This is a genomic window from Pseudomonas sp. ADAK7, from assembly GCF_012935675.1.
Taxonomy (GTDB): Bacteria; Pseudomonadota; Gammaproteobacteria; order Pseudomonadales; family Pseudomonadaceae; genus Aquipseudomonas.
In genome coordinates this window covers 7,025,587-7,043,948 of record NZ_CP052861.1, presented here as the reverse complement: position 1 = coordinate 7,043,948, position 18,362 = coordinate 7,025,587, and the positions used below count along the sequence as shown (strand labels likewise).

Here is an 18,362-nt window from a genome sequence, read left to right as displayed (position 1 = left end):
GCGAGAGACTCAAGGGCATGACACCAAACCTGTGGCGAGGGAGCTTGCTCCCGCTGGGTTGCGAAGCGACCCCCAAAGAGGGACTGCTGCGCAGTCCAGCGGGAGCAAGCTCCCTCGCCACAGGTTATTCATCGTTTGTTCTGTTTTTGAACGGACTTAGCGCGCAGCCCACGCATTAAACCGCTCTTCCAGCTCCTCGCCATGGTCCACCCAGAACTCCGCATCCACTGCCCGGGCCTTGGCCATGTTGGCGTCGGCGGTGGGCAGTTGCTGTTGCACTTGCGGCGGTAGCAGGGCCAGGGCCTGGCGGTGGACCGGGCCGTAGGGGATGTTTTCCGAGAATACTTTCTGGGTTTGCGGCTGGCTGGCAAACGCGATGAAACGTTCGGCCAACGCTTTGTTAGGCGTGCCTTTGACCACGGCCCAGTATTCCGGGTCGTAGAGGCTTTGCGGCCAGACAATGCTCAGGTTCATGCCTTCTTTCTGGGCCGAGGCGATGCGGCCGTTGTAGGCGGCGCTCATGACCACGTCACCGGCAATCAACCATTGCGCCGGTTGCGCGCCGGCCTCCCACCACTGGATGTTCGACTTGATCTTGTCGAGCTTGGCAAAGGCGCGGCTCACGCCTTCGGGGGTGTTCAGGACTTTGTAGAGTTGGTCCGGCGCAACGCCATCGGCCAGCAGCGCGATTTCCAGGGTGTACTTGGCGCCTTTGCGCAGTCCGCGCTTGCCCGGGAAGTCGTTGACGTTCCAGAAATCCGCCCAGGAGGTCGGGGCCTTGGTCAGTTTGTTCTGGTCGTAGGCCATGACCATCGACCACACGTAGGTGGCGACGCCGCACTCGGTGAAGGTCCCCGGTACGTATTGGCTCTGGTCGCCAAAACTGGACGCGTCCAGTTTCTCGAACAAACCGGCATCGCAGCCGCGCAACAGTTCCGGGCTCTCGACCTCGACCACGTCCCAACTGGTGTGGCCGACATCGACCATGGCCTTGATCTTCGACAGCTCGCCGTTGTATTCGCCGGCGACGATGCGCCCGGCGCCGCTGGCGTTGAAGGGTTGGAAGTAGGCTTTGTTCTGGGCCTGCTTGGTGACGCCGCCAAAGGAAATGACGGTCAAATCCTGCGGTGCGGCGAACACGCCGGTGCACAACAGGGCCAGGGAAAAAGGGATGCACGTACGTAAGGTTAAAGACATGGAACGCTCCCACAGCTGTTTTTTAAAATTAGGGTAAAGCCGGGCAGTGCTGGCCAGAGACCAATAACAGTTCCATCGTGCTGGCCTCATGGGACCTACATCGTTCTGAGTAACGGCTTCCATCCGGGAACGCCGAACCACGCGGGGTGTGGCTCGATAGTGCGTCATCCCTCTACAGAGGAAAATTATTAAAAATATGCTTGGGAGCGATAAAAAAGCTCGTTAGCAGGTGATCCGACTGACGGTATTCGCCACCTCCCCGTCCCACCGAAACCCTTCTGCGACAAGCCTCCAAACATTCAAACCCTGGGTGAAACCGGGATTTTTTGCGTTTCGTTTTGATATGTTTATTTTCAATGTATTGATTAATGAAATATTACGTGTCATTTATAGCCACACCAACACCACCGCCAGCCCCGTTCGCTTGTAGCAGCTGCCGAGGTACGAGGCTGCGTTCGGCTGCGAAGCAGTCGCGAAATCAGACGGCGCGGTGTTTCAGGAAGACCGCGTTCTCAGGTTTACGACTGCTGCGCAGCCGAACGCAGCCTCGTACCTCGGCAGCTGCTACAGGCCGAACGCAGGCTTCGGCAGCTGGTACAGATCGTGTGGCAGCAGCAATACCCCCAACCGTCCCACCAAGGAGTCAACAATATGAACAAGACAGCACTTCTAGGCGCCCTGACCCTCTGCGCCGCGAGCTTCCTGGCCCACGCCGATGAAGACAGCCTGCGCATCGGGATCGAAGCCGCTTACCCGCCCTTCTCCTACAAGACCCCGCAAGGCAATGTCAGTGGTTTCGACTACGACATCGGCAACGCGCTGTGCGAGGAAATGAAGGTCAAGTGTGAGTGGGTGATCCAGGAATTCGACGGCATGATCCCGTCGCTGAAAGTGCGCAAGATCGATGCGGTGCTGTCGTCGATGTCGATCACTGAAGACCGGATGAAGTCGGTCGACTTCAGCAAAAAGTACTACCACACGCCGGGCAAGTTCGCGATGAAGGGTGGCAACGTGATCAACGATCCGCTGGTGGATCTCAAGGGCAAGAAAGTCGGGGTGCAACGGTCCTCGACCTATGACCGCTTCGCCACCGATCAACTGGAAAAAGCCGGGGTCAGCGTCGTGCGCTACGGGTCGCAGAATGAAGCGTTCCTCGACCTCGCCTCGGGTCGCCTCGACGCCACCCTCGCCGACATCGTCAACACCGATGAGAGCTTTATCAAGACCCCGGCGGGCAACGGTTTCGCCCTCGTCGGACCGGACATCAACGACCCGAGATACTTCGGTCGCGGCGCCGGGATCGCGGTGCGCAAGGGTGACAGCGTGAACACCGCACGCCTCAACACCGCGATTGACGCGATCCGCGCCAACGGCAAGTACCAGCAAGTCATGGCCAAGTACTTCGCGTTCGATATCTACGGCGAGTAACCCCTTACCTGTCACCCGGGCGCCCGTCTCCGGCAGGCGGCGCAGCGGTTTGTCTCGCGGTTTTTTTGAGGACTTCATCATGCTTCACGGCTACGGATCGAGCATTCTCGATGGCGCCTGGCTGACCATTAACCTGGCCCTGACCTCCATGGCCATGGCGATTGCCCTCGGCCTGATCGGTGCAGCCTTTCGCCTGTCGCCCCTGAAATGGCTGGCCATGCTCGGCGAAAGCTACACCACGCTGATTCGCGGGATTCCGGACCTGGTGCTGATCCTGCTGATCTTCTACGGCGGCCAGGACCTGGTGAACCGCATCGCCCTCGCGCTCGGTTACACCCACTACATCGACATCAATCCCTTCATCGCCGGCGTCTGCACCATGGGCTTCATTTTTGGTGCCTACCTCTCGGAAACCTTTCGCGGCGCGTTCATGGCGATCCCCAAAGGCCAGGCCGAGGCCGGCGCGGCGTATGGCATGACGGGCGCGCAAGTGTTCTGGCGAATCCTGGTGCCGCAGATGATCCGCTTCGCCATCCCGGGGTTTACCAACAACTGGCTGGTGCTGACCAAATCCACTGCGCTGATTTCGGTGATTGGCCTGCAGGACATGATGTTCAAAGCCAAGAACGCGGCGGATGCAACCCACGAGCCGTTCACCTTTTTTCTCGCAGTGGCGGCGCTGTACCTGATGCTCACCAGCGTGTCGTTGCTGGTGCTGCGCTATCTGGAAAAACACTATTCGGTCGGCATCAAAGCCGCCGAATTGTGATCGGGAGTTGCCCTCAATGCTCGACTACAACCTGATCTGGGACAACCTGCCGCTGTACTTCAACGGCGCCCTGTTAACCCTCAAAGTGCTGCTGATTTCCTTGGCGTTCGGCCTGGTGCTGGCGATCCCGCTGGCCCTGATGCGCGTGTCCCGCTCGCCGCTGATCAGCTTTCCGGCGTGGCTCTACACCTATGTGATTCGCGGCACGCCGATGCTGGTGCAATTGTTCTTGATCTATTACGGCCTGGCGCAGTTCGCCGCGGTGCGGGAAAGCGCGCTGTGGCCGTACCTGTCCAGCGCGACTTTCTGCGCTTGCCTGGCCTTCGCGATCAATACCAGCGCCTACAGCGCCGAACTGCTGGCCGGCAGCCTGAAGTCCACGGCCCACGGCGAGATCGAAGCCGCCAAGGCCATGGGCATGTCGCGCTTCACCTTGTACCGGCGAATCCTCCTGCCCTCGGCCTTGCGCCGGGCGCTGCCGCAGTACAGCAACGAAGTCTTGATGATGCTGCAAACCACCAGCCTGGCGTCGATTGTCACGCTGGTCGACATTACCGGCGCCGCACGAACCGTCAGTTCGCGGTTTTACCTGCCGTTCGAGGCGTTCATCACCGCCGGCCTGATCTACCTGGCCCTGACCTTCATTCTGGTGCGTCTGTTCAAGCTGGCCGAGCGCCGCTGGCTGGCGTACCTGGCACCGCGCAAGCACTAAGGAGCGTGTATGGAACACATTGAATATCTGTTGCCGTGGAGTGCTTCGGGCACGGAACGGCGCCTGTCGCTGTTTCGCTTTGGCAGTGGACCGCGCAAGGCGTACATCCAAGCGTCCCTGCATGCCGATGAGCTGCCGGGGATGCGCGTGGCGGTCGAGCTCAAGCGCCGCTTGCGGCTGCTGGAAGAACAAGGTCGGCTGAACGGCGTGATCGAACTGGTACCGATGGCTAATCCGATCGGCATCGGCCAGATGTTCCAGGCTACGCATCAGGGGCGTTTCGAGTTCAACAGCGGCAAGAATTTCAACCGCGACTTCCCGGAGCTGACCGAAGCCGTAGCAGCGTTGATGCAAGGTCAATTGGGCGACGACGCCAACATCAACACCGCGCTGATCCGTCGCGCCATGAGCGATGTCCTCGCCGATATGCCGCCCGCGACCTCGGAACTCGATGGCCTGCGTCGCCTGTTGCTGGAACACGCGTGTAACGCCGACGTGGTGCTAGACCTGCACTGCGACTTCGAGTCGATCATGCTGCTTTACGCCATGCCGCAAAACTGGCCGCGCCTGCGTTCATTGGCCGCTCGCCTCGGGGCCGGCGCCGCGCTGCTGGCCGAAGATGCCGGCGGCAGTGCCTTCGACGAAGCCTGCGCGTTTCCCTGGTTGCGCTTGGCCGAGCTGTTTCCCGAAGCCGCTATTCCATTGGCCTGCGCGGCCACCACCATCGAATTGCGCGGCATGGCCGACACCGAGCGCGAGCAGTGCGTCGACAGCGCCGAAGCCATTCTCGGTTACCTCGCCGAACAAGGCCTGATCAGCGGCGATTGGCCCGAAGCGCCGTTATTCTGCTGTGACGCCACGCCATTTGCCGGCGCGCAATACGCCTATGCGCCGCACCCCGGCGTGGTGAGTTTCCTGCAACCGTTGGGCGCGCGAGTCCGGGTTGGCGATCCGCTGTTCGAAGTGCTGGATCCGCTGACCGATCGCCACAGCATCGTGCGCGCCAGCACCGACGGCATCCTCTATGCCCGCGAGCGCCTGCGCTTTGCCCAACCCGGTTTGTGGCTGGCCAAAGTCGCCGGTACCCGCCTTATTCGCCAGGGTCGCTTGCTCAGCGACTGACGCCAGAAGAGTGAACAGCATGTACAAACTTGAAATCCAGAACCTGCACAAAAGCTACGGCGCCCACCAAGTGCTCAAGGGCGTTTCCCTGGAAGCGAAGGCCGGTGACGTGATCAGCATCATCGGCTCCAGCGGCTCCGGCAAAAGCACCTTTTTGCGCTGCATCAACCTGCTGGAGCAGCCGAACGCCGGCAACATCGTACTCAACGGCGAACCTTTGAAACTGGTGACCAACAAGCTCGGCGGGCTCAAGGCTGCCGAGCCGAAACAGTTGCAACGCATGCGTTCGCGGTTGTCGATGGTGTTCCAGCACTTCAACCTGTGGTCGCACATGAGCGCCCTGGAAAATGTCATGGAAGCCCCGGTGCACGTGCTCGGCATGGGCAAGAAAGAAGCGCGGGAAAAGGCTGAGCATTACTTGAATAAAGTCGGCGTCGCCCATCGCAAGGACGCGTGGCCGGCGCACATGTCCGGCGGCGAGCAGCAACGCGTGGCGATTGCCCGCGCACTGGCCATGGAACCGGAAGTGATGCTGTTCGACGAACCGACCTCGGCCCTCGACCCGGAACTGGTCGGCGAAGTGCTCAAAGTCATGCAGGACCTGGCGCTGGAAGGCCGGACCATGGTGGTCGTCACCCACGAAATGGGCTTCGCCCGCGAGGTCTCGAACCAATTGGTGTTCCTGCACAAGGGCCAGGTCGAGGAGCGTGGCGACCCGCGCGAAGTGTTGGTCAATCCGCAGTCCGAACGCCTGCAGCAGTTTCTGTCGGGGAGCTTGAAGTAATCCCGCAGGCGCTGCGCACCCACGGTTGGCTTCGGATACACTCCAGCCAACCTTATGCCCTCAGGAACTGTTGAGCCGCACATGCCGACCTCTTCGAAAAACACCACGGTCTATGCCGCGCCGGTCATGCGCAAACTGGCGGAAATCGTCGCCGAGTTGCCGCCGTCGCTGCGCAAGGTCGCGGACTTTATCCTGCGCCACCCCTTGCGCGCCGCGACGTTGACCATCGAGGAGATGGCCCACGAAACGTCCACTTCGCCCGCTGCGGTCAACCGCTTGGCCAAAGCCATGGACCTCGGTGGCTACACCGGGATGAAGGCCGAGCTGGTCGCGACCTTGCAGCAGATGGTGTCGCCGGTGGACAAGCTGCGCAACGAACTGGCCCATCGCACTGGCGGCGCATTTGGCCTGCACGAGCAAATCCACAGCGCCAGCAGCAACCTCGCCACAGCAGCGACCAACAACCACGCTGACACCTTCGAGGCCTTCGTCACCTGCCTGATCAATGCGCGCAAGATCTACATCCTCGGCTTTGGCAACAGCGTCTACTTCGCCGGCCTCGCCGCCTCGACCCTGATGCCGTTCTGCGCCGACGCCACGGCAATCAGCATGGAAGGCGGCAACGAAAACGCCGCGTACCGTTTGGCCGCGATCACCGATCAGGACGTGTTGCTGGCGATCTCTCTGCCGCGCTATTCCCTCGACACCCTGCAACTGGCGCGCTTCGCCAGCGAACGTGGCGCCACGGTGCTGGCGATCACCGACTCCCCCGCTTCGCCGCTGACCAGCATCGCCGAACACACATTGTTTGCCCCGGCCGATCATCCAGTGCTGACCAGCTCCAACATCGCCGTCCTCGCGTTGATCGAAGGTCTGGTCGCGGGGGTGATGGCGCGGAACAAGGAAGCGGTGAAACTGGCGACTGAGCTGACGGAAAGCGTGATGGCTTACCTGCATATTCCCAGCAGCGGCAAGGTGCCGAAAAAATGATGTTCACGTTGACGGCGAGTGCTGCCAGCTCTTGTAGACAAACTCGAGACTGTACCCATCTGGGTCGAACACATTGGCGGCGTAGTAGCGTGGGTCGTAATACAGCCGTACGCTGGGCGCGCCATTGTCGGTAGCGCCGGCCGCCATTGCCGCAGCATAGGCGGCGTCGACTTCAGCGGTGCTGTTGGCGACGAACCCGACATGCGCGGCTCGGCCCTCCACCCCCCCTTCGCGCAACCAGAAAAACACCCGTCCCTGCGCGCCGAAGCCCTTGAGGTCCGGGTGGCCCGGCGAGCAGGGCTTCGAATTCGTCGTTCAGGCCGCCGCCCAACTCCGTGCGGATCGCGCCGGGCGAGACGGCATTGGCGCGGATGCGCCGCTCGCCGAACTCCTTGGCCATGTAGCGGGTCAGCACGTCCAGGCCGCCCTTGAACGCGGCATACGGTGCGACGCCAGCGGTGGCCACGCGGGTGGTCGCGCTGGTCAGGTTGACGATGCTCGCGCCCTCCTCCATCAACGGCAACAGGGCCTGGGTCAGGAAGAACGGGCCTTTGAGGTGGACGCCCAGCAGGCTGTCGAATTGCGCCTCGGTGACGGTCGCGATCGGGTTGAACAGACCGTGTCCGGCGTTATTGACCAAGCCTTTCAGGGTCGTCGTTTGCCAGGTCGATTGCAGCGCCTGCTGCACCGATTCGACAAACCCGCCGAAGGAACCGACATTGCCCACGTCCAGTTCAAGCGCCGCTGCCTTGCCGCCGTCAGCATGGATACTTTCCACGACTGACTCGGCCGCCTGTCGTTTGCTCTGGTAGGTCAGGATGACGCCCATGCCGCGCCGGGCACATAGGCGGGCGGTGGCGGCGCCAATGCCGCGGCTGCCGCCGGTGATCAGGATAACGTTCATGTGCTGCTCCGCTGTGAATGAAGTGAGTCACCACGGTAGCGATTGACCTGCGGATGGGCGCAGCCGTTTCTACTCGAAACCTGCCTGTTTCTGCTTTTTGCTTGCGCCGTGAGTAGTCATGGGATCAGATGTCCCCCATGAACAATCAGCTGAATGAACTTAGATCCCTCGCCGCCAGGGCTGAAAACCGCCGCACCGAGACCGGTATTCCACGGGTGGCGATGGTCCAGGGTGCGATCCCGGAACACCTGCTGGCTGCGGTCTACGACCCGATGATCAACCTGATCCTGACGGGCAGTAAGTCGATGACCGTCGGCGACCAAACGTTGCGCTATGACCCGGCGACGTACTTCGTCATGTCCATCGAGCTGCCGGCGGTGGGCCAGGTGCATCCAGCGGCGACCGGCGAGCCGTACCTGGCCGTCAGCCTGACCCTCGACCCTACCGTGGTGGCGAACCTGCTGGCCGATCTGCCCCCGGCAGTCGACCGTCACGAACAGGGTTTTTCAATTGCGGCGGTCACGCCGGAGCTGATGGATGCGTGGGTGCGGATGCTGCGCTTGATGGACCGGCCTGCGGATATCGCGGCGTTGAGCCCGGTCTACGAGCGGGAGATTCTCTATCGGGTGTTGCAAGGTCCCCACGGTGGAATGCTGCGGGAAATCGCCGCGCCGGATTCGGCGATGACCCGCGTGAGCCTGGCTATCCAGTGGATCCGCCGCGACTTCGCCGAGCCATTGCGAGTGGACGCCTTGGCGCAGAAAGCGGCGATGAGCGTGTCGGCCTTCCACCGCCACTTTAAAGCCGTGACCAACTTCAGCCCCTTGCAGTATCAAAAACGCGTTCGCCTGCTGCATGCCCGCACGCTGCTGGTGGCCAGCGCCCACAGCGTCACCAGCGCCGCGTTCGACGTCGGTTATGAAAGCGCCACCCAGTTCAGTCGCGACTATGCTCGCGTATTCGGTTTGCCACCGGCGCGGGACGCGGCGCGGATCCTGGCGGATACCCGAGGCGCGCCCCGGTGAATATGGACACTCTCTGGAGGCATCGCATGAACGTTCCAAGCAAAATTCTGGCAAGCCTGTGCCTTATCGTGCCGAGCATGGCCAGCGCCGAGTCTCGGCCCGAGCACATGGTTTACCTGCGTTCGATCGCCCCGAGCATCGAGCAAGACATCCGCTACGCCACGGCCCACAACTTCACCGGCCACCCGCTCGACGGTTACGAGGCGCCCGAGTGCCTGTTGTCAGCGGACGCGGCCAAAGCCCTCGCCCGGGTGCAAACCGCGCTGCATGCGCAAGGCTACGGGTTGAAGGTCTTCGATTGTTATCGCCCTGCTCGTGCGGTGGCCGACATGGGCAATTTCGCCAAGGTCCCGGGCGATCCGACCAAAGCCGAGTTCTATCCGCGCGTGAACAAGCAGGACTTCTGGCGTTTGGGTTATGTGGCGCGGGTCTCTGGGCATTCCAAGGGCAGCACGGTGGACCTGACCCTGACCGGCCCCAGTGCCCTACCCGCCGACACCTGGACGCCCGCGGCCAAACAAGTCGATTGCACCGCCCCTTATGGTCAGCGCTGGCACGACGGCGCGCTGGACATGGGCACCGGTTTCGACTGTTTCGACGAACCGGCGCACACCGACAGCAGCGCGATCAATGCGACCGCCAACGCCAATCGCCAGCGACTGACCAGCGCCATGGCCAAAGAAGGGTTTGTCGGTTATTCGAAGGAGTGGTGGCACTTCACCTGGAACGGCAATCCAGCGTTGAACCAGGTGATGGATTTTCCGATTACCCCGCTGGAACTCAGCAGCAGTCATCAGTTAATCATCGTCACCACCAAAAACTGGACCGACATCCAGGGCACCGCCCAGCGCTATGAGCGCCACGGGCAGACCTTTGAAAAATCCGGCGCGCCGTTTGCGGTGGTGGTCGGTAAAAGCGGATTGGCGTGGGGCAAAGGATTGACCGTCGTTGAGCAACGCAACGGGCCGATCAAGCACGAGGGCGACGGCAAGGCCCCGGCCGGGATCTTCAAACTGGGCTCGGCTTTCGGCTACGACAACAGCGCCGATACCCGACTGCCTTACCTGCCGCTGACCCCGACCGTCGAATGCGTGGATGACAGCCAGTCCACACGCTACAACCAACTGGTTGACGGCGCGACGCTGGCCAAGGACTGGAACAGCTCCGAAACCATGCGCCGCGACGATGACATGTACCGCCGAGGTATTTTTATCGAGCACAACACCCCGGCGGCGGCCGGTTCAGGTTCGTGCATTTTCTTTCATATCTGGCGTGGCCCGACTGCGCCGACGCTGGGATGTACAGCCATGGATCCGGCGGACATTGCGCGGCTGTTCGCCTGGCTGGACCCGCGCCAGATGCCGCTGCTAGTGCAATTGCCGGAGGCGGAATATGCGCAGTTGCGTGAGCGTTGGGGGCTTCCGGAGCGGTGATCCGCAGGCCCCCTCGCCACAGAACTACCGGGTGCCAGGCACCAGATCGAGTATTTCTTCGATCCCCAAGCAATGGTTTTCCATCTCCAGGGTGCGACCGTTGGCCAATATGCCGTCCGCCATATCGCGCATCGCCAGGTACGCGCTGCGCAACATGTGATTGGCGTAGATCACCGCGTTAAACCCGGCTTTCTCCAACACCTCAAACCGCAGATGCGCGTAACTGGTGGGCACACAAATCAGCGGCACGTGCGCACATTGGCGGCGAAACAGCCGGGCAAATTCGAGGATTTCCAGGCCGTCCTTTTTGCGGCTGTGGATCATGATGCCGTCGGCGCCGGCCTCGACGTAGGCCATGCAACGGGTGATGGCGTCGTCCATGCCGCGGTCGAGAATCAGGCTTTCGCAGCGCGCAATAATCATCAGCCCCTGACTGTCGCGACTGGCACAGCCGGTACGAATCTTCTCGCAGAACTCGTCGATGGACTCTTGCTCCTGGCTGACGGCATTGCCAAACAACGAGTTCTTCTTCAGCCCGCATTTGTCTTCGATGACCACCGCCGAGACGCCTGCCCGTTCGAGCATTTTGATATGAATCGCAAAGTGCTCGGATTTGCCGCCGGTATCGGCATCGAATATCAACGGCATCGAGCACACATCAAAAATCTCGCGAATGCCGTGCAAGCGGTTACTGGGAGACAGAATCTCGATATCCGGCAAACCGCGCTGGGTCGAGTCCGTCAGCGAACTCGACCAAATGGCGTCGTAGGTCACGCTTTGCCCTGGGCTCACTTCAAGTTTGGCGCGCTGTGCCAGTAAGGCGGAGATCGGGCTATGGGCTTCAAGTACGCGCAGGCAACGCTTGCTCTCGAACAGCGCTGCCAGGTGACTTCGGCGGGTTTCAGTATCCTTCATGAAAATCCAGCTCCTTTTTTTATTGTCAGGCGAGCGACTGCGCAGCGGTTACGGGTGGGTCATGTCCAGGGGCACAACGTAGCGGTCGAAATCCGCCGTGGACACCAGGCCCAGCTGTTCGGCCACCTCGCGCAACGACTTGCCCTGGTGATGGGCAGTCTTGGCGATGACCGCCGCTTTGTCGTAGCCGATGTGCCGGTTGAGCGCGGTGACCAACATCAGGTTTTTCTCGAGGTTGTCGTTGATCTTTTGAAGGTTCGGCTCGATACCGACGGCGCAGTTATCGTTGAAGGCCCGGCACGCGTCCGCCAACAAGGTGATGCTCTCCAACACGTTGTGCACCATCACCGGCTTATAGACATTGAGCTGGAAGTTGCCCTGGCTGCCGGCAAAGGCCACCGTCGCATCGTTGCCGAAGACTTGAGTACAGACCATGGTCAGGGCCTCGCACTGGGTCGGGTTGACCTTGCCCGGCATGATCGACGAACCCGGTTCGTTCTCCGGAATATCGATTTCGCCAATACCGCATCGAGGCCCGCTGGCCAACCAGCGCACATCGTTGGCGATCTTGAGCAAGGCCATGGCCAGCGTGCGGATCGCAGCAGAGGTGTTCACCAATGCATCGTGGGCCGACAGAGCAAAGAACTTGTTGGCGCAGGACTTGAACGGGTAACCGGTCAACTCGGCAATGGCCTGCGCGCACTCGTCACCAAACGCCGGATGGGCGTTCAGGCCGGTGCCGACTGCCGTGCCGCCAATGGCCAGGTCGTACAGGCCGGTCAGGTTGTGCTTGATCGACGCCAACGCATAATCGATCTGCTCGACCCAGCCACCAATCTCCTGCCCCAGGGTGATCGGCGTCGCGTCCTGCAAGTGGGTGCGCCCGACTTTCACCACTTCGCAAAACTGCAGCGATTTTTCGGCCAGGGTGTCGCGCAAACGGGAGACGTCCGGCAGCAGCGTTTCGAAGACCTCGCTGACCACCGCCATGTACATCGCGGTCGGAAAGGTGTCGTTTGACGATTGCCCGCGATTGACATGGTCGTTGGGGTGCACGGGCGACTTGCTGCCCATCACCCCGTCCAGCATCTCGATGGCGCGGTTGGAAATGACCTCGTTGGCATTCATGTTGGACTGGGTGCCGGAGCCGGTCTGGAACACCACCAGAGGGAAGTGTTGGTCCAGTTGCCCGGCAATCACTTCCTCCGCGGCCGCGACAATCGGCAACGCGATGGACTCGGGCAATTCACCCAGTTTCAGATTGGCCAGCGCCGCGGATTTTTTCAAAATCCCCATCGCCTTGATCATCGGCGTGCCCCATTGAAAACGGGCGCGACCAATCGGGAAATTGACGATGGAACGTTCGGTTTGAGCGCCCCAATATTTGTCGGAAGGCACCTCGATGGTACCCATTGAATCGGATTCGACACGCATGATGAATTCCCTGTGGAAAGCCGCTGACGGCGGGATCGGTAAATGACCGGTATGGACGTCAATCCCAGGCAGGCACTTCGCTGCGCAACACGGACGCCATCTTGCCCAGGTGCTCACAGGCCTTGGCCACGTAGTCCTTGGACAGACGCTCGATGCGCAGGTAGTTGATCGGCTGCCCGGTGGCGCTGGCGTAGAGTTCCAGCGCCTGTGCCGCATGCTTGAAATGACGGGCCTCGACGCTGCCGCAATGGACGCTGAGGAACGCGGCGACGCGATTGGCCTCACCCGACGGATAACCCCGCACTTCGCGCAGCCACTTTTTCCACATCGGGGTCATCAAGTTGTATTCGCCGGTGTTGAACAACTCGGTCATGGCCATCATTTCCAGCGCTTCGATCAGGTCCGGTGCCAGCGGTCTTTTTTCCCCGACCCAACTGGAAAACTCTTTGGTGACCGGGTCCAGGAAGCGGTCCTGGAGGCGCCAGTCATCGGAGCCGCAAATGGCCGACGCCATGCGGTAATACAACTTCGAATGGTGCGGATGCCCGTGCATTTCGCCGAGCCCCACGTCTTCAATGATGATTTCCCCGCAGTGCCGCGCCGCTTCCAGCATCTTCAACTTGGCCTCGTCGGTTAACGACTCGGACTCCTGCAGGATCCGCACAATAATGCTGGAGACCGCATGGGCCGCGCCATCCGGGCTGCGCCAGCCACAAAAGAACGTACACAGCGACGACTCGGTCCAGTTGCTGGACGTCATGTCGACATAGGTCTCGCAATACTTATCCAGCTTGTCGGGGTGGCGGTGAAAACCACTCAGCAGCGCTTCAACAAGATTTCTGTCCTCGACATCAACCAGTGCCTGTTTGACGTACCCGATAAAATTCCAGCTCAACTGTTCCACGGCTTATCTCCTTATTAGGTGGTTCATTGCTCTACGACAAGATGAATACCCGCCGTCAATCCGCGACGACTTCTGCCATGAACTGACCGAAGCGCGTCATGCCCTCGATCAACTCGTCACGCTCGACGGCGTAGGAAATCCGGATGCTGTTGGGGTCGCCACAGCCTGAGCCGGGGACCACGGCAATATGGGCCTCGGTCAATAACAGATCGGCGAGATGATCGACGTCGCGGATTTTCGTGCCGAGGTAACGGCAACCCAACTTTCGGGAGACGTCGATATAGAGGTAAAACGCCCCTTCCGGTGGCGCGCAGGTAATGGCATCGACATAACCGAGACAGGTACACGCCGCCTGCAGTTGGCCGTCGAGGAAGGTATTGACCTGGCGGGCAAAGTCCGGTGAGTCGGCGATCAAGGTGTTCAGCGCGGCATATTGGGCAAGGCTGCTGGGGTTGGACGTGGTGTGGCCCTGCAAGTTGTGCATGGCCGCAATGACCTCGGCCGGGGCACAGGCGTAACCCACGCGCCAGCCCGTGACGGCCTGGCTCTTGGAGAACGAATCGACCAACACCGTCTGGTTTTTCAGGGCTGGAAACAGCGACACGATGTTCTGATGTTCATGGGGGTGACGTACCAGTTTGCGGTAGCACTCATCGAACACCACCCAGAGCTGATGATCGAAGGCGAGCTGAGCAATCTTGCGCAACTCCTCCCGTTGATACACCGTGCCCGTGGGGTTGTTCGGGGTGTTGATCACGATCATTTTGGTGCGGGGCGACAAGGCTCTTTCGACGGCTTTGCAGGTCAGGCGATAGTCGTCTTCCTTGGTATCGACAAACACCGGAGTGGCGCCGGCCAACAGGATCTGTGTGGGCGAGGTTTCCCAGTACGGCGTCGGAACAATGACCTCGTCGCCGGGATTGAGCAGCACCATCGCCGCGTTGTAGAGCGCCTGTTTGGCGCCAGCGGTCACGGCCACTTCATTGGCCGCGTACGGGACGCCGCAACGCTGGCTGACCTGTTGCGCCAGGCGTTCCCGAAGCTGGGGCAAGCCAATGGGTGGCGTATAACGATTGCGCCCGCCGTTGATGGCGTCGATGGCGCCCGCCTTCATGTCCTCGCAGGCATCGAACGATAATTCACCCGCTGCAAAGTTGATGACCTTGATGCCGCTTTCTTTCAAGGCATTGGCTTTGCTGCGCATGCTGGAGGTGCCGGGCGCCTTGAGAATCAGGGCGCGATGGGATAACGACAATCGGCGTGCAGAGGGCTCACTGTTATTCATTCTTCTACCTGCGAAAACGACTTGAAAACCAAGCGACCTGGTCACGGGCGGTGGCCCGTCAACTATTCGCTCTGATACAACCGTGCATCCGCGTCCAGACCGCGTTGTACACACCAGGACAACGGCAGCGTCAGCAACAGGGTGGCGGCCAACAGCATCACCGCGACGGGCACACTGGTGATGTCACCGAGGCTGCCGAACAACACCGGCGCCAGTGCGCCAGCGCCGATGGTGCCGGTGTAAAACACCGCAAACGCCTGCTCGCGCTTACCCGGCCCGGCCAGATCGGGCACGGCGCCGTACAACACCGACGAGGTGCCGTTCAACGCCAGCCCCAACAGCGGCAACATCACCATCAGGCCGAAAAACGGCAGGTACACCGCCATGACGATCAGCACCGCCGTGGTGAACTCGGTCAGCCACACGGTCTTGACCATGCCGATGCGCGCGCCCAGGTAGCCGCACAGCAACTTGCCGAACGCGCCGCCCACAAACAGCATCGTCAAGGCCAGACCGATGCCCGCGGTGCCGGCGCCCTTGTCTTTCAGGAGAAAGGGCAAGAAGGTGAGAAAGCCCATGCGCACTGCGCTGTCCAGGGTGCCGGTCAGGATCAGGGCGCGCAGGCCGCTGGCGGAACCCTGCCCATGTATCGCCTTCGACGCTTTGCTTTTTGCCGACACCGACCCAGTACGCGCCGGGATCAACCACCACAGCAAAGCCGCGGCGGCCAGCCCAAGCAGCCCCAGCAGCGTGACACTGGCGCGCCAGCTGATGACCGTGAGCAACAGACCGATCAACCCCGGGATCAACGTTTTGCCGATATCGCCGGAGAAGTTGTACTGCGACAACGCTTGCTTGACCCCACCACCCGCCTCGTAACTGTCGGTGATCAACGACGAGGCCAGTGGATGTTGCGTACTGGCGCCCAATCCGCCCAACAGCAGCGCCAGCAACAGCACCGTCAACCCGCCCGCCTGCCCGGCCAGCAAATAGGCCAGGCCGGCGAGTGCCGTTCCGCCGACCAGCAGGCGCTCGCGCCCCCAGCGTTTGGCGGCGCGGCTGGCCAACAGCTGGAACCCGGCCATCATCCCGGCATAGGCCCCGCGCAGCAGGCCGATCTGGGCAAAACTCAGGCCGAACTGCGCCTGCCAGATCGGCAACAGCACATAAATAACGTCGGTCAACCCGTCATGCACCGCATGCGCGCCACAACCCGCCACCAGTGAGCGGCGACGCACAGAAGCATCGGCCGGTGGCGCGGCGCGCGGGGAAACTACTTCGTGTGTCAGATCGTTCATCGTCTTGTGCGGCTGGAAAGTGGATATTGATAGTCAAGCAGGCTGAGCCACCGTCACTGCAACAGCTGTGCGCAATCCTTCATCACCGTGGCTTTGCGGCGCAGGTACTCGGCGAAAATCTCCCGTGCGGTCTGGTGGTCAACGGCGATTTGCATGGCCTCGACAAACTCACTGACCGCCGCCACGGCATGGGCGAAATGGTTACTCTCGGTGCCGCCGGTGTGCACGGTGACCCAGGCGACGGTGGCGCGGGCCTTGGATTCCGGCACGCCCATGTCGCGCACGAACCACTGCTTGTACAACGGGTGGATAAATTCCACTTCACCGTGGGTGTACACCTCGTGGATCAAGGTTGTCAGCAAACCCTGCAACAAATCGCGATCGCGCAGGCGGCGGGTGTCGGTCCAGTCCTTGAAGGCCTGGGCCGAAGGCAGGCAGTTTTCCTTCAGCAGCCACTGGTCATCGCCGCACAACGGCGTGGCCATGTTGTAGAACAGGTCCGAGTGCACGATGTTACCCAGCGCACCCAGGTCTTCATCGGTGATCCGTTGCAGACTGCCGCAGGCCCGGTACAGCTGCTCGGCGCACTCGGAACCTTGCTCGGAGCGCGCCAGCAAGGTAATGCGGTTGGCCAGGCCGGACACACTGGTGGCCGAGTTGTTGGTCTTGGACCAACTGGCGAAAAACTTGCGCAAGGCGACCGGTGAATGACGACGCGAGGTGAGTTGCTCGAACGCATGTTCAATGTCCACCAACGCCTCTTCTTCACTCCAGAAGGCCTCGAACAGCGCATGCTTCAACACACTGGCAGGCATGTCGTTCAGCACCGGCTCGACGATCTTCAACAACTGGCTGTGGCGGGTCATTACGTTACTCATGGTCACCTCTTCTATTCCCTTATTGGATGATGAATCAGGCAGGTTCACCGGTTCGGCCGGAACCGTTGTGGCCGCGTGCGACCGGTGTATCGGGTGTTTCGGGTTTGAGGGGTTTCCAGCCAGTCAGGGCGATCAGCAGCGACAACAGCTGGAAGCCGATGATCAGCGCCACGCAGCCTTGCCAGCCCCAGCGACTCCAGATCATTGCCGGGACGATGGCGCCGAAACTGCCGCCCAGGTAATAACCGGTCAGGTACAGGCCGACAGCCCCGGCCTTGTTGTGCCGGGCGGTGGCCGTGATGAAAGCATTCGCCGACGCCTGGGCGAGAAACACCCCGGTCGAACTCAGGGCCAGACCCAGGACGATCAGCCACAGCGAAGGCATCAGGGTCAGGATCGAGCCGCAGACCCCGAGCAATACGGCGCCCGTGAGCAATTCGGATTGCGGTCGCAATTTGCTCAAGCGGCCGGCAATCGGGATGACCACCAGCGCCAGCAGGAACACCGCATAAATCGTCCCCAGCGCCGCCGCGCCCAGGTTGAACGGCGCCTGGCTGAGGTACAGCCCGGCGTAGGTAAAGGTCGCCACTTGGGAAAACAGCACACAAAAACCGACGCCATACGCCGCCAGCAAAGGCTTGTGGCACAGGTCGCGAAAGGTGTGCCGACGAACAGGCGATGCCTTGGCCGCCAGCACCGGATTGGCCGGCAACAAGACGTGGATGGCGATGCCGACCAGCAAGCTGATGATCGCCAACAGTTCAAAGGCCTCACGCCAGCCCACGTATTGCGTCATGATCCCCGCCACGAAACGCCCGGCAAAACCGCCCAGCACCGTCCCCGCCACATACAGGCTGGTGATTTCAGTGACGGTGCCGCCGCGCCAGCGGTCGCCGATGTACGCTACGCTGGTGGCGAAGACCACCGGGATGAGCATGCCTTCGATAAAGCGCCAGACCAGCAACTCGGCAAAGCTGTCGGCACGCGCGGCCAGCAACGCCGGCACCGCCAGTAGCAACGCCGCGACCACGATCACCGAGCGTTGCTCGAAGCGACCGGTCAAGCGGCTGATAAACGGGGCCGTGATAGCGACTGCCAGGGTGGTGACAGTGATACTCCAACCGGCCTGGCGAGCGCTCACCTGAAAACTCAGGGCAAACTCCTGGAGAATGCTCTGGGTTGAATAGAGGTTGAGAAAAGCCGCACAGCCACACAGAAACAGGGCGACGCGAGCACTGTGCAGGCGCAAATTCATGAGACCTCTCGTTTTAATACCGGAGGTCT

Annotated in this window: 18 protein-coding genes; 8 read left to right on the top strand and 10 right to left on the bottom strand. The window is 61.2% G+C overall.

Annotated elements, in window-relative coordinates; translation table 11 throughout:
• Positions 1 to 156: 156 nt before the first annotated feature.
• Positions 157 to 1,197, bottom strand: a complete 1,041-nt coding sequence (locus HKK53_RS32145; protein ID WP_169374092.1) for an ABC transporter substrate-binding protein — start codon at positions 1,195 to 1,197, stop codon at positions 157 to 159.
• Positions 1,198 to 1,848: 651 nt separating this feature from the next.
• Here HKK53_RS32145 and HKK53_RS32140 point away from each other — a divergent pair.
• The 6 genes from HKK53_RS32140 to HKK53_RS32115 all read left to right on the top strand — a co-directional run bounded on the left by HKK53_RS32140 (position 1,849) and on the right by HKK53_RS32115 (position 7,002).
• Positions 1,849 to 2,625, top strand: a complete 777-nt coding sequence (locus HKK53_RS32140) for an ABC transporter substrate-binding protein (protein WP_169374091.1) — start codon at positions 1,849 to 1,851, stop codon at positions 2,623 to 2,625.
• Positions 2,626 to 2,704: 79 nt separating this feature from the next.
• On the top strand, positions 2,705 to 3,394 hold the full coding sequence (locus HKK53_RS32135) for an ABC transporter permease (protein WP_149659861.1): 690 nt from the start codon (positions 2,705 to 2,707) through the stop codon (positions 3,392 to 3,394).
• Positions 3,395 to 3,410: 16 nt separating this feature from the next.
• Positions 3,411 to 4,106, top strand: a complete 696-nt coding sequence (locus HKK53_RS32130; protein WP_169374090.1) for an ABC transporter permease — start codon at positions 3,411 to 3,413, stop codon at positions 4,104 to 4,106.
• Positions 4,107 to 4,115: 9 nt separating this feature from the next.
• Positions 4,116 to 5,228, top strand: a complete 1,113-nt coding sequence (locus HKK53_RS32125; RefSeq protein ID WP_169374089.1) for a succinylglutamate desuccinylase/aspartoacylase family protein — start codon at positions 4,116 to 4,118, stop codon at positions 5,226 to 5,228.
• Between the two features lie 19 nt (positions 5,229 to 5,247).
• Positions 5,248 to 6,012, top strand: a complete 765-nt coding sequence (locus tag HKK53_RS32120; protein WP_169374088.1) for an ABC transporter ATP-binding protein — start codon at positions 5,248 to 5,250, stop codon at positions 6,010 to 6,012.
• An 81-nt stretch (positions 6,013 to 6,093) separates the two neighbouring features.
• Positions 6,094 to 7,002 carry a MurR/RpiR family transcriptional regulator gene (locus tag HKK53_RS32115; protein ID WP_169374087.1) on the top strand — a complete coding sequence of 303 codons (909 nt, stop codon included), beginning with the start codon at positions 6,094 to 6,096 and terminating at the stop codon, positions 7,000 to 7,002.
• 3 nt (positions 7,003 to 7,005) lie between these two features.
• Here HKK53_RS32115 and HKK53_RS32110 read toward each other — a convergent pair whose 3' ends face one another.
• Entirely contained in the window at positions 7,006 to 7,224 is a 219-nt protein-coding gene (locus tag HKK53_RS32110; RefSeq protein WP_442962275.1) for a VOC family protein, read from the bottom strand.
• On the bottom strand, positions 7,175 to 7,906 hold the full coding sequence (locus HKK53_RS32105; protein ID WP_169374085.1) for an SDR family NAD(P)-dependent oxidoreductase: 732 nt from the start codon (positions 7,904 to 7,906) through the stop codon (positions 7,175 to 7,177). Before HKK53_RS32105 ends, HKK53_RS32110 begins: the two co-directional genes overlap by 50 nt.
• Before the next feature lie 137 nt (positions 7,907 to 8,043).
• Between HKK53_RS32105 and HKK53_RS32100 the strand changes: the two genes are divergently transcribed.
• Entirely contained in the window at positions 8,044 to 8,931 is an 888-nt protein-coding gene (locus HKK53_RS32100) for an AraC family transcriptional regulator (protein ID WP_169374084.1), read from the top strand.
• 26 nt (positions 8,932 to 8,957) lie between these two features.
• The gene (locus HKK53_RS32095; protein WP_169374083.1) at positions 8,958 to 10,364 is read left to right on the top strand and encodes a M15 family metallopeptidase; all 1,407 of its coding nucleotides are present in this window, start codon (positions 8,958 to 8,960) and stop codon (positions 10,362 to 10,364) included.
• A gap of 24 nt (positions 10,365 to 10,388) precedes the next feature.
• On the opposite strand, the gene aepX is transcribed toward HKK53_RS32095, so the two are convergent.
• The 7 genes from aepX to HKK53_RS32060 all read right to left on the bottom strand — a co-directional run bounded on the left by aepX (position 10,389) and on the right by HKK53_RS32060 (position 18,333).
• Positions 10,389 to 11,279 (bottom strand): phosphoenolpyruvate mutase, encoded by an 891-nt coding sequence (gene aepX / locus HKK53_RS32090; protein ID WP_169374082.1) that lies wholly within the window; start codon positions 11,277 to 11,279, stop codon positions 10,389 to 10,391.
• Positions 11,280 to 11,327: 48 nt separating this feature from the next.
• The gene (fumC, locus tag HKK53_RS32085) at positions 11,328 to 12,716 is read right to left on the bottom strand and encodes a class II fumarate hydratase (RefSeq protein WP_237150818.1); all 1,389 of its coding nucleotides are present in this window, start codon (positions 12,714 to 12,716) and stop codon (positions 11,328 to 11,330) included.
• Positions 12,717 to 12,771: 55 nt separating this feature from the next.
• Entirely contained in the window at positions 12,772 to 13,617 is an 846-nt protein-coding gene (locus HKK53_RS32080) for a hypothetical protein (protein WP_169374080.1), read from the bottom strand.
• Between the two features lie 55 nt (positions 13,618 to 13,672).
• Entirely contained in the window at positions 13,673 to 14,902 is a 1,230-nt protein-coding gene (locus HKK53_RS32075; protein WP_169374079.1) for a pyridoxal phosphate-dependent aminotransferase, read from the bottom strand.
• A gap of 62 nt (positions 14,903 to 14,964) precedes the next feature.
• Entirely contained in the window at positions 14,965 to 16,200 is a 1,236-nt protein-coding gene (locus HKK53_RS32070) for an MFS transporter (protein ID WP_169374078.1), read from the bottom strand.
• A gap of 53 nt (positions 16,201 to 16,253) precedes the next feature.
• Positions 16,254 to 17,078 carry a hypothetical protein gene (locus HKK53_RS32065; protein WP_169374077.1) on the bottom strand — a complete coding sequence of 275 codons (825 nt, stop codon included), beginning with the start codon at positions 17,076 to 17,078 and terminating at the stop codon, positions 16,254 to 16,256.
• A 34-nt stretch (positions 17,079 to 17,112) separates the two neighbouring features.
• On the bottom strand, positions 17,113 to 18,333 hold the full coding sequence (locus HKK53_RS32060) for an MFS transporter (RefSeq protein ID WP_169374076.1): 1,221 nt from the start codon (positions 18,331 to 18,333) through the stop codon (positions 17,113 to 17,115).
• Positions 18,334 to 18,362 lie beyond the last annotated feature (29 nt).

Coding starts and splice junctions, on each gene's coding strand:
- HKK53_RS32130 (WP_169374090.1), top strand. CDS start 3,411: ATGCTCGACTACAACCTGATCTGGGACAACCTGCCGCTGTACTTCAAC.
- HKK53_RS32140 (WP_169374091.1), top strand. CDS start 1,849: ATGAACAAGACAGCACTTCTAGGCGCCCTGACCCTCTGCGCCGCGAGC.
- HKK53_RS32120 (WP_169374088.1), top strand. CDS start 5,248: ATGTACAAACTTGAAATCCAGAACCTGCACAAAAGCTACGGCGCCCAC.
- HKK53_RS32100 (WP_169374084.1), top strand. CDS start 8,044: ATGAACAATCAGCTGAATGAACTTAGATCCCTCGCCGCCAGGGCTGAA.
- HKK53_RS32105 (WP_169374085.1), bottom strand. CDS start 7,906: ATGAACGTTATCCTGATCACCGGCGGCAGCCGCGGCATTGGCGCCGCC.
- HKK53_RS32065 (WP_169374077.1), bottom strand. CDS start 17,078: ATGAGTAACGTAATGACCCGCCACAGCCAGTTGTTGAAGATCGTCGAG.
- HKK53_RS32095 (WP_169374083.1), top strand. CDS start 8,958: ATGAACGTTCCAAGCAAAATTCTGGCAAGCCTGTGCCTTATCGTGCCG.
- HKK53_RS32125 (WP_169374089.1), top strand. CDS start 4,116: ATGGAACACATTGAATATCTGTTGCCGTGGAGTGCTTCGGGCACGGAA.
- aepX (WP_169374082.1), bottom strand. CDS start 11,279: ATGAAGGATACTGAAACCCGCCGAAGTCACCTGGCAGCGCTGTTCGAG.
- HKK53_RS32075 (WP_169374079.1), bottom strand. CDS start 14,902: ATGAATAACAGTGAGCCCTCTGCACGCCGATTGTCGTTATCCCATCGC.
- HKK53_RS32115 (WP_169374087.1), top strand. CDS start 6,094: ATGCCGACCTCTTCGAAAAACACCACGGTCTATGCCGCGCCGGTCATG.
- HKK53_RS32135 (WP_149659861.1), top strand. CDS start 2,705: ATGCTTCACGGCTACGGATCGAGCATTCTCGATGGCGCCTGGCTGACC.
- HKK53_RS32060 (WP_169374076.1), bottom strand. CDS start 18,333: ATGAATTTGCGCCTGCACAGTGCTCGCGTCGCCCTGTTTCTGTGTGGC.
- HKK53_RS32145 (WP_169374092.1), bottom strand. CDS start 1,197: ATGTCTTTAACCTTACGTACGTGCATCCCTTTTTCCCTGGCCCTGTTG.
- HKK53_RS32070 (WP_169374078.1), bottom strand. CDS start 16,200: ATGAACGATCTGACACACGAAGTAGTTTCCCCGCGCGCCGCGCCACCG.